General features: G+C 73.2%; 18 protein-coding genes. 15 read left to right on the top strand and 3 right to left on the bottom strand.

The features are described 5' to 3' along the window. Positions 1 to 645, top strand: a 645-nt coding sequence (locus IN07_RS12595) for a hypothetical protein (protein ID WP_231558259.1), incomplete at its 5' end; no start/stop codon positions are given. Positions 646 to 904: 259 nt separating this feature from the next. On the opposite strand, the gene IN07_RS12590 is transcribed toward IN07_RS12595, so the two are convergent. Together IN07_RS12590 and IN07_RS12585 are read right to left on the bottom strand one after the other, a co-directional pair. Then, positions 905 to 1,567 carry a potassium channel family protein gene (locus IN07_RS12590; RefSeq protein WP_036336237.1) on the bottom strand — a complete coding sequence of 221 codons (663 nt, stop codon included), beginning with the start codon at positions 1,565 to 1,567 and terminating at the stop codon, positions 905 to 907. Further along, positions 1,560 to 2,930, bottom strand: coding sequence for a TrkH family potassium uptake protein (locus tag IN07_RS12585; RefSeq protein WP_036336236.1), 1,371 nt, complete (start codon positions 2,928 to 2,930; stop codon positions 1,560 to 1,562). Before IN07_RS12585 ends, IN07_RS12590 begins: the two co-directional genes overlap by 8 nt. A 141-nt stretch (positions 2,931 to 3,071) precedes the next feature. Here IN07_RS12585 and IN07_RS24015 point away from each other — a divergent pair, with 141 nt between their 5' ends. The 12 genes from IN07_RS24015 to IN07_RS12525 all read left to right on the top strand — a co-directional run bounded on the left by IN07_RS24015 (position 3,072) and on the right by IN07_RS12525 (position 11,010). Next, on the top strand, positions 3,072 to 3,515 hold the full coding sequence (locus IN07_RS24015; RefSeq protein ID WP_156119168.1) for a hypothetical protein: 444 nt from the start codon (positions 3,072 to 3,074) through the stop codon (positions 3,513 to 3,515). Positions 3,516 to 3,544: 29 nt separating this feature from the next. Then, positions 3,545 to 3,838 carry a hypothetical protein gene (locus IN07_RS12575; RefSeq protein ID WP_036336235.1) on the top strand — a complete coding sequence of 98 codons (294 nt, stop codon included), beginning with the start codon at positions 3,545 to 3,547 and terminating at the stop codon, positions 3,836 to 3,838. A 50-nt stretch (positions 3,839 to 3,888) separates the two neighbouring features. Next, a complete protein-coding gene (locus IN07_RS12570; protein ID WP_036336234.1) occupies positions 3,889 to 4,227 on the top strand; it encodes an ArsR/SmtB family transcription factor in 339 nt (112 codons plus the stop codon). Continuing rightward, entirely contained in the window at positions 4,224 to 4,697 is a 474-nt protein-coding gene (locus IN07_RS12565) for an SRPBCC family protein (protein WP_036336233.1), read from the top strand. The genes IN07_RS12570 and IN07_RS12565 overlap by 4 nt, the downstream gene beginning before the upstream one ends. A 134-nt stretch (positions 4,698 to 4,831) precedes the next feature. Beyond that, entirely contained in the window at positions 4,832 to 5,872 is a 1,041-nt protein-coding gene (locus tag IN07_RS12560; RefSeq protein WP_036336232.1) for an ABC transporter substrate-binding protein, read from the top strand. A gap of 5 nt (positions 5,873 to 5,877) precedes the next feature. Next, the gene (locus IN07_RS12555; protein ID WP_156119167.1) at positions 5,878 to 6,945 is read left to right on the top strand and encodes a FecCD family ABC transporter permease; all 1,068 of its coding nucleotides are present in this window, start codon (positions 5,878 to 5,880) and stop codon (positions 6,943 to 6,945) included. Further along, entirely contained in the window at positions 6,942 to 7,757 is an 816-nt protein-coding gene (locus IN07_RS12550; RefSeq protein ID WP_052091208.1) for an ABC transporter ATP-binding protein, read from the top strand. The genes IN07_RS12555 and IN07_RS12550 overlap by 4 nt, the downstream gene beginning before the upstream one ends. A 112-nt stretch (positions 7,758 to 7,869) precedes the next feature. Continuing rightward, complete coding sequence (locus IN07_RS12545) at positions 7,870 to 8,391, top strand: hypothetical protein (protein WP_036336230.1); 522 nt, start codon at positions 7,870 to 7,872, stop codon at positions 8,389 to 8,391. A gap of 150 nt (positions 8,392 to 8,541) precedes the next feature. Then, a complete protein-coding gene (locus IN07_RS12540; protein ID WP_036336229.1) occupies positions 8,542 to 9,240 on the top strand; it encodes a response regulator transcription factor in 699 nt (232 codons plus the stop codon). Positions 9,241 to 9,297: 57 nt separating this feature from the next. Further along, positions 9,298 to 10,119, top strand: coding sequence for a sulfotransferase family protein (locus tag IN07_RS24010; protein WP_052091207.1), 822 nt, complete (start codon positions 9,298 to 9,300; stop codon positions 10,117 to 10,119). Positions 10,120 to 10,159: 40 nt separating this feature from the next. Further along, positions 10,160 to 10,540 carry a hypothetical protein gene (locus IN07_RS12530; RefSeq protein WP_036336228.1) on the top strand — a complete coding sequence of 127 codons (381 nt, stop codon included), beginning with the start codon at positions 10,160 to 10,162 and terminating at the stop codon, positions 10,538 to 10,540. Between the two features lie 23 nt (positions 10,541 to 10,563). Further along, positions 10,564 to 11,010, top strand: a complete 447-nt coding sequence (locus tag IN07_RS12525; protein ID WP_036336227.1) for an SRPBCC family protein — start codon at positions 10,564 to 10,566, stop codon at positions 11,008 to 11,010. A gap of 13 nt (positions 11,011 to 11,023) precedes the next feature. Here IN07_RS12525 and IN07_RS12520 read toward each other — a convergent pair whose 3' ends face one another. Then, positions 11,024 to 12,028, bottom strand: a complete 1,005-nt coding sequence (locus tag IN07_RS12520; protein ID WP_052091206.1) for a potassium channel family protein — start codon at positions 12,026 to 12,028, stop codon at positions 11,024 to 11,026. A 188-nt stretch (positions 12,029 to 12,216) separates the two neighbouring features. On the opposite strand from IN07_RS12520, the gene IN07_RS12515 reads away from it, so the two are divergent. Then, positions 12,217 to 13,062, top strand: a complete 846-nt coding sequence (locus IN07_RS12515) for an NAD-dependent protein deacetylase (RefSeq protein WP_036336226.1) — start codon at positions 12,217 to 12,219, stop codon at positions 13,060 to 13,062. Continuing rightward, positions 13,059 to 13,358 carry a hypothetical protein gene (locus IN07_RS12510; RefSeq protein ID WP_036336225.1) on the top strand — a complete coding sequence of 100 codons (300 nt, stop codon included), beginning with the start codon at positions 13,059 to 13,061 and terminating at the stop codon, positions 13,356 to 13,358. Before IN07_RS12515 ends, IN07_RS12510 begins: the two co-directional genes overlap by 4 nt. Positions 13,359 to 13,465: the final 107 nt, after the last annotated feature.

Raw genomic sequence — 13,465 nt, 5'->3', positions numbered from 1 at the left:
AGCAGTCCTGCGTGCGGTCACCCTCTGGCTCAAGCGGTTAGGAGACACGCCCTAGACGTCGAGGGCTGGACCCGGCTGGTCGAGATCAGTGAGGAACAGCGGGTTGGGCTCGTTTGGGTTCCCCGCGAGGACGTGCTGCGACTGCTGCTGGCCGCAGACACAGCCGATGACCGCGCCCGTGTCCTGACTGAGCACGTTGCAACCATCCTCGACGACTGCGTTGCCTCCCTGACGGAGACCACCCACGAGGACCTGACGGAACTGGTGGAGTTCGCACGAGAGGCCGTCGACACCCACCGCGTGGGCCGCACCCGGGCCGCACAAGCCCTCGCAACGAACGTCCTGGACACCGGCTTGGAGCAACACCATGTCGGCGGGGTGAAGGCTCTGCGCGCGGAGATCAAGCGCCTGCCCGATTTCGACGAGGACACCGTCTCCCTTCTGGAGATGCGGCTGCGGATGGTGACGGCTGGGATTCCGCCCGCCTACAACGGCTACGACTACCGGAAACGGAGTCCGCGGTTCTCGCGGACCGGGACCGCGCACGCGGTCAACGCGGCGCTGTACACGCCGGGGAACTCGCTGCTGGCGATCAGCCTGGCCACGGTCTGGCTTCGGTGGCTGCACGAGACGTGGACCGACTGACCAGACCGCGGACCTCCCACGCAAGGCCCATGGCCCCGGTGACATCGGACAGGGAGTCGTGTCAGGGACCAGTAGTACCGGCTGCCTTCGGCGCCGCGTGACACATCCGTGTCACGATCAGGCGCAGAAACCTGCATCTCCTTGCAGTCCGCTGCCGTCTTTGTAGGTCAAGTGCTCGGGTTGCGGTTTCCCGCAGGGTTTGGATCGGTTTCCTAAACCGTGTGCCGCAGGTTCGAGTCCTGCCGGGGGCACCAGCTGGTCACTGCAGCTCGACGAAGCGCTCCACGTCGACCGGCCGGCCGGCGATGACGATCTCCGCGCCGTAGGTCAGCACGGTGTCGTAGCCGGCGTGGGTGTAGCTCGCCGTGTTCTCCGGCTTCACCGACACCACGGTGACGTGGTGCTTCTTCCGCAGGCCGGTCTGGCCGAGCGGGACGCCGACGATCTCCCTCGGCGGCTTGGTCTTGGCGAAGACCCACTGCGGGTCCAGCTCCACCCAGTCCAGCAGCCGGCCGGCGACCAGGTGCGCGATCCGCTCGCCCATCTCCTGCTCGGGGAAGACCACGTGATGGGCGCCGATGCGGCTCAGGATGGTCGCCTGCTGCCGGGTCACGGCCTTGGCCCAGATGTCGGGGATCTCGAGCTCGGACAGCAGCGCGGTGGTGAGGATGCTGGCCTCGAGGTGGCCGCCGATGGCCACGACGACGCGGCTGAAGTCGGCGATGCCGATCTCGGTCAGCGCGTCGGCGTCGGTGGAGTCGGCGATGACGACCTGGCCCAGCTGCCCGGACAGTCGCTGGACGATGTCGGGCCGGTTGTCCACGGCGAGCACCTCGGTGCCGCCGCGGGCCAGCTCCAGGGCGAGTGCGGTGCCGAACCGACCCAGGCCGAGCACGGCGACGGGGTCCTTGTGGCTAGCCAACGATGGTCCTCTCCTCGGGGAGTTGGTGCCGGCGGCCGCGGTCGCGGAGCGCGAGCCCCGACGCCAGGGTGAGCGGCCCGATCCGGCCGATGTACATGAGCAGCACGAGCAGCACCTGCCCCGCTGGCGGGACGTCGGCGGTGATGCCGGTGGACAGGCCGACGGTGGAGAAGGCGGAGACGACCTCGAAGAGCACCACGTCGAAGCTGAAGTCGGTGAGGGCCTCCATGACGAAGGTGGCGACGGCGACCACGCCGATGCCGAGCAGTGCGATCGCCAGCGCCTGGCGCTGGTTGGTGCTCGGCACCCGGCGACGGCCGACCTCGACGTCGGGGTCGCCGCGCATCTCCGCCCACAGGACGTAGGCCAGCAGGCCGAAGGTGGTCACCTTGATGCCGCCGGCGGTCCCGGCGCTGCCGCCGCCGATGAACATCAGCGCGTCGGTGAGCAGCAGAGTCTCGGGCTGGTAGGCGGCGATGTCGAGGTTGTTGAACCCGGCGGTGCGCGGCATCACCGCCGCGGTGAACGCGGCCAGCAACGTCGCCCCGGCGCCCAGCGGGCCGAGGGTCCCGGGGTTGCCGCCCTCGGCGACCAGGAACAGCAGGGTCCCGCCGACGAGCAGGACGACGGTGACGATGACGGTGATCCGGGTGAGCACCGACCAGCTCTTCGGCGTCCGCCACTCGCGGACCAGCTCGAAGACCACCGGGAAGCCCAGGCCGCCGAGGATGACGGCGACGCAGATGGTCAGGCTGATCCACGGGTCGGCCACGTACTGCATGAGGCTGTCGGCGTTGAGCCCGAAGCCGGCGTTGTTGAACGCCGAGACGGCGTGGAACACACCCGAGTAGGCCGCCGACGACAGCGGCTGGTCGTAACCGGTGGCGAACCGGATCCCGAGCACGACGGCGACCACGGCCTCGACGCCGAGGCTGAAGAGCACCACCCTGCGGATGACCCGGCGGACGTCCGCGGCGGACAGCGCCTTGGTCTCCGCCTGGGCGATCAGCCGGGCCCGGAGCCCCAGCCGGCGGGACAGCACCACCGCGAGCAGGGTGGCCAGCGTCATGATCCCGAGGCCGCCGGCCTGGATGAGCAGCAGGATCACGGCCTGGCCGAAGCCCGACCAGTAGGTGCCGGTGTCGACGGTGACCAGTCCGGTGACGCACACCGCGGACGTGGCGTGGAACAGCGCGGTGAGGAGGTCGGCGCGGCCGGGGCCGGCGACGGCGATGGGCAGCGACAGCAGTGCGGTGCCGACAGCGACGGCCACGGCGAAGGCGCCGGCGATGACCCGGCCCGGGTGGTGGAAGCCGCGAGCGGGGGTCGGGCGGCCGGCCGAGCTGCGGACGCCCTGCGTCACCGCAGGCCCGTCGGGCGGGCACGGGGGCGGGCGAGCACGGCGACACGGTGCCACACCTCCGCGGCCGATCCGCTCTGGACCGTGGAGCCACGCCACCCGCCGGTCGTGTCGCTCGCCGGGGCGCGGGCGACACTGGGGGACATGACCGCTGCTGATGCCGGGCCGCGGGCCGACCAGAGCCCTCGCCCCCTGACCGACGAGGCGCGCGAGCTGCTCGACGCCCTCCTCGCCCACGACTTCCTCGGCGTCGCCGAGCTGCGGGCCCAGGTCGGCCGGGCCACCTCGACGCCGGGCTGCCGCTGCGGGTGCGGGACCCTCGACCTGCAGGTGCCCGAGGACGTGCCGGCCGCGCCGGCCAGCGGTCCGGCGCCGGTCGAGGGCACCGTCGTCGGTGCCGACGGGACGCCGGTGGGCGGGGTGCTCCTCTTCGTCGAGGACGGCCGGCTGGCCCGGCTGGACGTCACCTCGCACGGCGACCCGCTCCCGTTGCCCTCCCCGGACCAGGTCACCTGGGGCCCCACCCGGTGGGCGCGCGAGGACACGGTGCGACGGCCCGCCCGGTTCCGTCGGGGACAGCCCGGCTGAGGGCGCCTCCAGCGGGTACCGGGTCGTCCATGGCACGCAGCGCCGCGGTCGCGGCCGCCGACCAGTGGACCGACCCGGACGACGGCGTCCGGTACCCCGCAGGCGAGGTGCACGCCTGGCTGCAGGGGCACAACGAGACCGTCTGCGGGCTGTCGCTGAGCAGGTCCCGGCTCGCCCGGTTCCCGCACGTCAGCTGGGCCGACGTGCAGCCGGAGTCGGGCCGGCACGCGGAGGGCGTGCAGGCCGTCTGCCGGCGCTGTCGCGCAGCCCAGGGCGCTCGCCGGGACGACCGCGGCTGGACGCGCAACAACCCCCGCCCCTGAGCGGGCCCGGGGCCTTGACCTCAGTGCTCCGTAAGCCCTAGCTTACGTTCGTGCCTGCTTACCAAGCGCGTGACGGCTGGGAGGCGTTGGGTGACCCCACCCGGCGCGCGATCGTCGCGTCGTTGGCCGAGCGGCCACAGGCCGTCGGCGAGCTCGCCGACGAGTTGCCGATCAGTCGGCCGGCCGTGTCCCAGCACCTCAGGGTGCTGAAGGACGCCGGGCTCGTCACCGACCGCGCAGTCGGCACCCGCCGGGTCTACCGGCTCAGCCCCGAGGGCCTCGGTGCCCTCCGGGACCAGCTCGACACGTTCTGGCAGCGGGCCCTCCACGGCTACCAGGACATCGCCGAGCCGGACGTCACCGCACGACCGACACAGGAGCAGCCATGACCGAGACAGCCGCACTCGTGGTCCGCCGGCAGATCGTCGTCCACGCACCGATCGACCGGGCCTTCGCGACGTTCACCGAGCGGTTCGGCGACTTCAAGCCACCGGAGCACAACCTGCTCGGGGTGCCGATCGCCGAGACCGTCTTCGACCCGGAGGTCGGCGGCCACATCACCGACCGGGGTGTCGACGGCAGCGAGTGCCGCTGGGCGCGTGTCCTGGCCTTCGACCCGCCGGACCGGGTCGTCTTCAGCTGGGACATCAACCCGCAGTGGCAGGTGGAGACGGACCCCGAGCACACCAGTGAGGTGGAGGTCCGATTCGTCGCCGAAGGGCCGCGGCTGACCCGGGTGGAGCTGGAGCACCGCCACCTCGACCGGCACGGCGATGACTGGCAGGCCGTTCGTGACGGGGTGGCGGACGACGCCGGCTGGCCGCTGTACCTGTCCCGGTACGCCGACCTGCTCCGCTGAGGCGGACAGCCGGTTCCCTGTCACCGGGCGGCCGCAGGTAGCTTAGGCAAGCCTCAGCACGCCTCCGGTGTACGTGCGCCCTCCTGACAGCAGGTCGGGCCGCGCGCCCGGACCATCGACAGGGACCCACGACCATGCGCACGTCCTCCAGCCGGGCGGGCCTCGCCATCGCCGCCGTTCTCTCGCTCACTGCCTGTGGCGCCTCCGAGGTGGTCCCGGAGGCCGAGGTCGCGACCGAGGGCGAGAACGCCACCGACTACCCGCTCGTGGTCGACAACTGCGGTGAGTCGATGACCTTCGAGGCCGCGCCGCAGCGGGTCGTCTCCCTCGACCAGGGCTCGACGGAGATCCTGCTCGCGCTGGGTCTGGAGGACCGGCTGGTCGGCACCGCGTCCTGGACCGACCCGGTCCTGCCCGAGCTCGCCGAGGCCAACGCCTCGGTGCCGCGGCTGTCCGACAACGCGCCCAGCTACGAGGTCCTGCTCGACTCCGATCCCGACTTCGTGACCGCCTCCTTCGCCCGGCACTACCGCACCGGCGGCGTGGTCGAGCGGGCGCGGCTGGCGGAGACCGGCGTCGACGCCTACCTGTCGCCGGCCGACTGCGAGGGCGAGCTGCTCATCAACGGGGGCGGCACCCGCACCCGGCCGCTCGAGATCGACTCCGTGTACGAGGAGATCCGTGAGCTGGCGGAGATCTTCGACGTCTCGTCCCGCGGGGACGAGCTCATCGCCGAGCTGCAGGAGCGCGCGGACGCCGCGACCGACCGGATCGAGGCCAGCGACCGCACCATCGCCTTCTGGTTCGCCGACACCAAGTCCCCCTACGTGGCCGGCGGCCTCGGCGGGGCGAACCTGCTGGCCACCACCGTCGGTGCGGAGAACGTCTTCGCCGACCTCGACGACGACTGGACCGCGGTCGGGTGGGAGACCGTGGTCGAGCGGGAGCCGGACGTGCTGGTCCTCGGCGACCTGCAGCGCGACCGGTTCCCCGGTGACCGGCTGGCGGACAAGAAGGACTTCCTGGCCTCCGATCCGCTGACCAGCTCGATGCAGGCCGTCCAGGAGGAGGACTACATCGCGCTGCACGGTGCCGAGATGAACCCCTCCATCCGCTTCGTCGACGCGCTGGAGAAGCTGGCCGACGGCCTGGACGAGATCGGGCAGGCACCCTGACCGCCGTGACCACCCCCGTCACGGACGGGACCGGGAGCGGGTCCGGGACGTCGCCCGGGAGCACGCTGCGGGTGGTGCTGCTGCTGGTCGGCGGGATCGTCGCGGTGGCCCTGTCGGTGGGTGCCGCGATCACGCTCGGGCCGGCGGACGTCTCGCTGGTGAACGTCCGCGACGTGCTGCTCAACCACCTCGGGCTCGCCGACATCCCGGTCCGGGTGGTGAAGGACGCGATCGTCTGGGAGGAGCGGCTGCCACGCGCGCTCACCGCGGCGGCGGCCGGAGCCGGCCTGGGCATCTGTGGTGCGGTGATGCAGTCCCTGCTGCGCAACCCGCTGGCCGACCCCTTCCTGCTGGGGATCTCCTCCGGCGCCTCCACCGGTGCGGTGGTGATCGGCGTCCTCGGGGTCGGCGGGTCCGTGATCGGCCTGTCCGGTGGGGCCTTCATCGGTGCGCTGCTGGCCTTCGCCCTGGTCATGCTGCTGGCCCGGCTGGCCGGTGGGGGCACCGACCGGGTCATCCTGGCCGGCGTGGCCAGCACGCAGCTGTTCTCCGCGCTGACCTCCTTCGTCATCTTCGCCTTCGCCGACGCCGACGAGACCCGCGGCGTGATGTTCTGGCTGCTGGGGTCGCTGGAGGGCGTCCGCTGGGACGACGTGGCGCTGTGCGCCGTCGTCGTCGCCGTGGGCATCGCGCTGTGCCTGGCCTACTCCCACGCGCTGGACGCCTTCTCCTTCGGCGACGAGATCGCTGCCTCGCTGGGCATCGCGGTGGCCCGTGTGCGGCTCGGCCTGCTGGTGCTCACCGCGCTCATCACGGCGACGCTGGTGAGCGTCACCGGCGCCATCGGCTTCGTGGGCCTGGTGCTCCCGCACGCCGCGCGGTTCCTCTTCGGGCCCCGGCACGCCGGGTTGATCCCGGCCACCGCGCTGATCGGCGCCGTCTTCATGGTGTGGGTCGACGCCGTCTCCCGGGTGGCGTTCCAGCCCACGCCGCTGCCGGTCGGGGTCGGGACGGCGCTGGTGGGCGTGCCGGCCTTCGTGCTGATCCTGGTGCGGAACCGGCGGGGCCAGTGACCCTCCAGGCGGACCGGGTCGTGTGGCACCGCGGCGGCAAGCTCGTCGTCGACGAGGTCACCCTGCGCCCGGCTCCCGGGACGACGATCGGCCTGCTGGGGCCGAACGGCTCGGGCAAGTCCTCCCTGCTCCGGCTGCTCAACGGCACCGCCAAGCCCGAGTCGGGGGTCGTCACCCTCGACGGCGCCGAGCTCAGCTCCCTCGCCCGGCGCGACATCGCCCGGTCCGTGGCAGTGGTCAGCCAGCACGCCGACACCGACGTCGACATCCGCGTCCGGGACGTCGTGCGGCTCGGCCGGATCCCGCACCGCGGCTCCTTCGGGACCGCCTCGGCGACCCGCGACGAGGAGGCCGTTGCCGAGGCGCTGCGGCACACCGGGCTCGCCGACAAGGCGGATCAGCGCTGGCACACCCTCTCCGGCGGCGAGCGGCAGCGCGCCCACATCGCCCGCGCGCTGGCCCAGGAGCCGCGGGAGCTGCTGCTGGACGAGCCGACCAACCACCTGGACATCCGCCACCAGCTGGAGCTGCTGTCGCTGGTCTCGCGGCTGCCGGTCACCAGCGTCATCGCCCTGCACGACCTCAACCTCGCGGCGATCTTCTGCGACGAGGTGATCATCCTGGAGCGCGGTCGGGCGGTGGCCGCTGGCCCGCCGCGGGAGGTGCTCACCGCGGAGCTCATCGCCCGGGTCTACGGCGTGCGGGCCCGGGTGGGCGTGGACGAGCGGGGACGGCTCACCGTGCTGTTCGAGCCGGGCGCGCTCGAGTCCTCGGACGAGCTGACCCCGGAGGACGCACCACCCGCCTGGTGACCGGCGGCCATCTGGCCAGTCACTGGTCAGCCCGGGCAGCTGACGTCCCGCGCCGTCACCTGATCAGGTGACAGCCCTCGGACGGGCCGGCCAGGGCCGTCACCATGCCGGGGTGAACGCCTGGATGATCCGCGCTCCGCGGTGGCAGCTGGCGGTGCTGATGGGGCTGCTCATCACCCCCTTCTTCGTGCTGCTCTTCCGTTTCGGGCGCGACGCGACCTGGACGGCGGCGGTGCCCACCGGCGTGCTCACCGCCGCCATCTGTGCCCCTGTCCTCGGGTTCATGGTCGCCCGGCAGGTCCGGGACAGCGTCGCTGCCGGTGGCCCGCTGACCGATGTCGATCGGGCAGCCGCTGAACGTGCGGCGCGGCGAGGACCGGTGCCCGAGGACGAGGCGCTGCGGCTGACCGCACTGCGCATCGCGGAGGACCGCGTGGCCCAGCTGGACACCGCCCGCGTCCGGGCGCGCCTGTCCGGCGCCGCCCTTCTGCTGCTCAGCGTGGTGCTCGCCGTCCTGTCCTCGCCGTGGTGGTGGACGGCCGCCGTCTTCTGGGCGGCGCTCCTCGTGGTGTCCCTGGTCGCCCCGGGACGACTGCACCGACGAGTCGACCTGCTGCGGTCCGGAGCACGCTGAGCGACGCCGCGCCGGTGGACCTCGTGGGGGGGTCGCCGACGAACGTGCAGGTGACGCGCAGAAAGTCCTCAAGCAGTCCGTTCACCCGGTCGATCTACTGGTTGTCAGTCGATGACCCACAGTGAGCGGAGTCCGAACGTGTCCACCCCCATGGCCAGCACCCCCCGCGGCGTCACCCGCGTCCTGATCCTCGCCGACGCCCCGGTCCTGCGCCGTGGGCTGGTCGGCATGATCAACGAGACCGCCGGCATGCAGGCGGTGGGCACGCCGGGGGAGCCGCGTCGCGCGCTGACCCTGGCCGAGTCCGCTCGTCCGGACGCGGTGGTGGTGGAGCTGGGCACCGGCCGGGCGGCCACGCTGAACGCGGTCCGGGACCTGCGTCGCCGGTTCCCGCAGCTGGCCGTCGTGGCCCTGGCGACCTCGGAGGGCCCGGGCGTGGTGAACGAGGCGCTGGCCGCCGGGGTGCGCAGCTACCTGCTGATGAACACCTCACCGACCCTGTTGGGCTGGGCGGTGCTGGCCGCGCGGGCCGGGCGGACCGTGGTGGACCCGCAGATCCGTCGCGGGGAGGGCTCGGCGGAGCCGGTGTCGCGGGAGCTCACCCCGGAGGTGCCGCTGACCCGCCGGGAGTCCGACGTGCTCGACGAGCTGCTCCAGGGCCAGTCCAACCGGGCGATCGGCAAGAACCTGTTCATCTCCGAGGACACCGTGAAGTCCCACGTCAAGGCGATCCTGCGCAAGCTGGGCGCCCGCGACCGGGCACACGCGGTCTCCCTGGTGCTGTCTGCGCGCAACCCCGGCTGCTCCTGCGGCGCCCACCGGCTCACCGAGGCCGCGGCCGACGTCTGACCGGAGACGCTCTGGGCGGTCGAGCGGGGGCATCCGGGCCGGGGATAGGTTCCGGCGGTGCCTCCGACCGCCGTCGCCAGCCGGTTGTTCGTGGTGGGCTGCCCGCGGTCGGGCACCACGCTCCTGCAGTCGTTCCTGGCCGCGCACCCCGACGTCCACTCGTTCCCGGAGACGCACTTCTTCTACCGGCTGGAGGCAGCCGGCGACCGGCGCTGCCAGGGGCTGATCAGCCCCGAGCTGGCCGCCGACCTCCCGCAGGTCGCCCGCTTCCTGGGCCGGCCGGAGCTGGCGTGGCCGGAGCCGGTCACGGTGCAGGCCACGGCCGGGGCGTTCGTCGCCGCCGCCGACGCGGTGACCGTGGCCGCGGGCGCGACGACCTGGGTGGAGAAGACGCCGGCCAACCTCTACGCCATCGACCTCATCGAGCGGCTGGTGCCCGGCGCACGCTTCCTGCACATCGTCCGGGACGGCGCCGACGTCGCGGCCAGCCTGTGCTCGGTCGCGCCCGGCTGGGGGAGCTCCTACACGCCCGACGACGCGGTCGACCTCTGGGCGGAGTGCGTGGGGATCACCGCCGCTCACCACGGGCGCCCCGGGCATGCCGTGCTCAGCTACGCGGCGCTCGCCGAGGACCCGGACAAGGCCCTTGCCGCGGCGTGCGCCGTGGTCGGCCTCCCCTTCACCCCGGCGATGGTGACCGGGCGGGCCGCTGCCGCGCAGGGCCTGATCAAGGACTTCGAGGCGTGGAAGGGGGACAACACCGGACCGCTCCAGCACCGGCCCCGGGCGCGCTTCACCGAGGTGTTCGACGCCGCGACCCAGCGCCGGGTGGAGGAGCGGGTGAGCGAGGTCGTCGTCCCCGAGCTGCTGCCGGGCTGAACCCCGACCGGCGGGCAGATCCAGGACTACCGTTCCGGGCATGGTCGGCATCCTGGCGGCTGCGCTCCTGGTCCTCGTGCTGGCCGGGCTCGTGGCCTGGGCGATGTCGGTGCCGCAGACCTCGGTGACCGGCCCGGCGGGCCGGCGGCTGCCCCCGCGCGAGCGGGCCCGCCAGCAGTCGGCTCTCGCCGCGGCCCGCTGGACGGTCGGCCACGACGAGGTCGACGGCGTCACCCGCGTGCTCCTGCAGCGCACCTGCATCGGCCTGGACGGGCGACCCGAGGTGCTGGAGGAGCGGGTCTTCGACAGCTTCCCGGCGCACGACCCGTTGTGGGAGGCCCGCTTCACCGAGGCGATGGCCAACGCCCGGTTCCGCGCCCGCTACCTCAACACCGAGGAGGGGCACCCGGAGCAGCCGTAGATCCCGAGGCGGAAGATGACCCCATGGGTCAGGTCGTCGCCACCGCAGAACAGCTCGTACACGCACCGGCGGACGTCGTCCGCGCGGCGCTCGCCGACTACGAGGTCACCCGGCCGAAGGTGCTGCCCGAGCAGTACAGCGAGTACCGGGTCGACGCCGGCGGGCAGGGTGCGGGCACGAAGGTGCACTGGCGCCTGCAGGCCACCTCCAAGCGGGTGCGCGAGCAGGACGTCGTCGTCACCGCAGGCGCCGACGGTGCCCTGGTGGAGAGCGACGCGAACTCCAGCATGGTCACCACCTGGACCGTGCACCCGGCCGACGCCGGGTCGAGCACCGTGCGCGCCCGCACCACCTGGACCGGGGCGAGCGGCATCGGCGGCTTCTTCGAGCGGACCTTCGCGCCCAAGGGGCTGGCCCGCATCCAGGGCGCCATGCTGACGCGGCTGGACCAGGAGCTCGCCACCCGCTGACGTGCGGCCGCGCTCAGGACGAGGCGCCGGGCCAGTCGTAACTGGCCGCCGTGATCCGTCGCGACAACTCGTCGCGCAGCTCGGCGCAGTCCGCGGTCTGCTCGGCGAGCCGGGCCGGGTCCACCGCCAGGCCCTGTCGACCGGCCCCCGCGGCGTCCAGTGCCGGCGCCGGGGGAGCCTGCTCACCACCGGCGGCGGGGGCGTGGGTGACGTACTGCTGCACGGAGGAGAGCACCGACCGGCGCACCCCGGGCGGCGGTCGGTCGGCCGGGTCGGCCGCAGCGGACAGCACCAGCACCGCGTCGAGCAGCACCGCGACCGCCGGTGCGGTGCCCAGCTCCGGCGACCGCGGACGGTAGGCGTGCAGGAGGGGATAGGCGCGGTGCTGCTGCCCCGTCGTCGTGAGCGTCGAGGACAACGCCGACAGGGAAACCACGGCCGGGAACGCTGTCCCGGGCGAGGCCAGGCCGGCCGCCATCTCCGCGCCGGTGCTGCCGAACCCGGTGACCTGGGAGGCGAAGCTCCGCTTGCCGACGACTGCGGAGATCACCGAGGTCAGGTACGAGACCCCCAGCGTGATCAGCAGCATCCCACTGAGCGCCGCAGCCACGGTGGCCAGCTGGAAGCCCACCCCCGTCGGCTGGTACCCGCCGTTGCCGAGGGTGGCGACGTTGTAGCCGGCGAAGTAGAAGCGCTCCCACACCGAGGCGGGCACGCCGCTCGACGAGCCGACCACCGCCCCGCCGCCACCGAGGAAGACCAGCGACCAGCCCACCCAGAGCAGGGTGAACCAGGACACCAGGGTGGCGCCGACGAGCAGCACCCCGGGGCCGCCCACGAAGCGGACCGGGACGGAGTCCGCCACGGCGGGTCGCCGGGTCAGCCTCCACGCGAGCCGGGTGAGCAGCTGGGTCAGCGGGCCCGGACCGCTGGCCACCGCCAGCGTGGTCCGCACCTCGTCGACCACGGCGAACGCCACGATGGCCAGGCCGGCGACGTCCCACCACCACCCGGTCACCGGGCACCCGGTGCACAGTCGGTGGCGTGGTCGGGCTCGGGAGAGAGGACGGTCGGCCTCCTCGGTCGGGCCCGGGAGGCCGGGCGGACGGGTGTCGGTACGAAGGTGACCGGGGAGGCGGCCGGCTACACGCGGGCACGTTCCGCGGTCTCGCGGCGCATCCGCCGTCGGGCAGGGACCATGGGGCCGTGACCGCAGCGACCCCCACCGTCGAGGGCCTCTCCGAGCTCGCCGACCTGCTCACCGACGGTGGCGCCGTCGTCCTCTCCGGCGCCGGGCTGTCCACCGACTCCGGCATCCCCGACTACCGCGGCGCCACCGGCTCACTGCGGCGGCACACGCCGATGACCTACCAGACCTTCACCCGTGACCCCCGTGGCCGGCACCGCTACTGGGCGCGCAGCTACGTCGGCTGGCGGCAGATCGAGCGGGCCCGCCCCAACGCCGGGCACCGCGCGGTCGCCGCGCTGCAGCAGGCCGGGGCGGTCGGCGAGGTCATCACCCAGAACGTCGACGGGCTGCACCAGGCCGGTGGCGCCCGTGAGGTCCTGGAGCTGCACGGCGGGCTCGACCGCACCGTCTGCCTGGCCTGCGGTGACATGGCCTCCCGTGCCGACCTCGACGTCCGGCTGCGGACGGTCAACCCCGGGTTCCGGCCCGAGCCGACCGACGAGGTCAACCCCGACGGCGACGTCGAGCTGCCCGAGGAGGCGCTCGACGGGTTCGTGATGGTCGACTGCCTGGCCTGTGGCGGGGGGCCGCTCAAGCCCGACGTGGTCTTCTTCGGCGAGACCGTGCCCCGGAACCGCGTCGACGCCTGCTTCGCCCTGGTCGACGCGGCCCGGTCGCTGCTGGTGCTCGGCTCGTCGTTGACCGTGATGAGCGGCTACCGGTTCGTCATCGCCGCCGCCAAGCGCGGCATCCCGGTCGCCATCGTCAACTCCGGGTCCACCCGCGGGGATGCGAAGGCCACGCTCAAGGTCGACGCGCCGCTGGGTGTCGTGCTGCCCGAACTGGCCCGCCGGCTGGCATGACCCGCGAGGTCGAGCACACCGAGGACGGCCGCTGGATCGTCGTCGACGGCCGGCGGTGGCGGACCGCGGACCCCGCGCTGCCGGAGGACGTCCGGGCCCAGCTGCTGCACCACCTGGGGGTGGCCCGCTCGGCGGTGCGGACCAGCCGGGGCGACGACGATGCGGTGGCCGCGGCCCGCGCCCGGGTGCAGCTGGCCAAGACCGGCCTGGGTGAGCGTGGCACCGCCTGGTGGGAGCAGGACGACGCCGAGCGCCGGACCCGCTGGGAGACCGCACTCCGCGCGCTCGACACCTGAGGGGCCGAAGTCGCGATCTCGGCCCCTCAGGACCACCGAGGGCCAAAAGCGCGATTTTGGCCCCCGGATCGGCTGGGAGGTTGGCCGACGGTCGGCCCGGGCAGGAA

It is taken from the genome of Modestobacter caceresii (genome assembly GCF_000761485.1).
Classification (GTDB): Bacteria; Actinomycetota; Actinomycetes; order Mycobacteriales; family Geodermatophilaceae; genus Modestobacter; species Modestobacter caceresii.
Note: the sequence above shows the minus strand (reverse complement) of the source record. Positions and strands in the feature narration are given on the sequence as shown.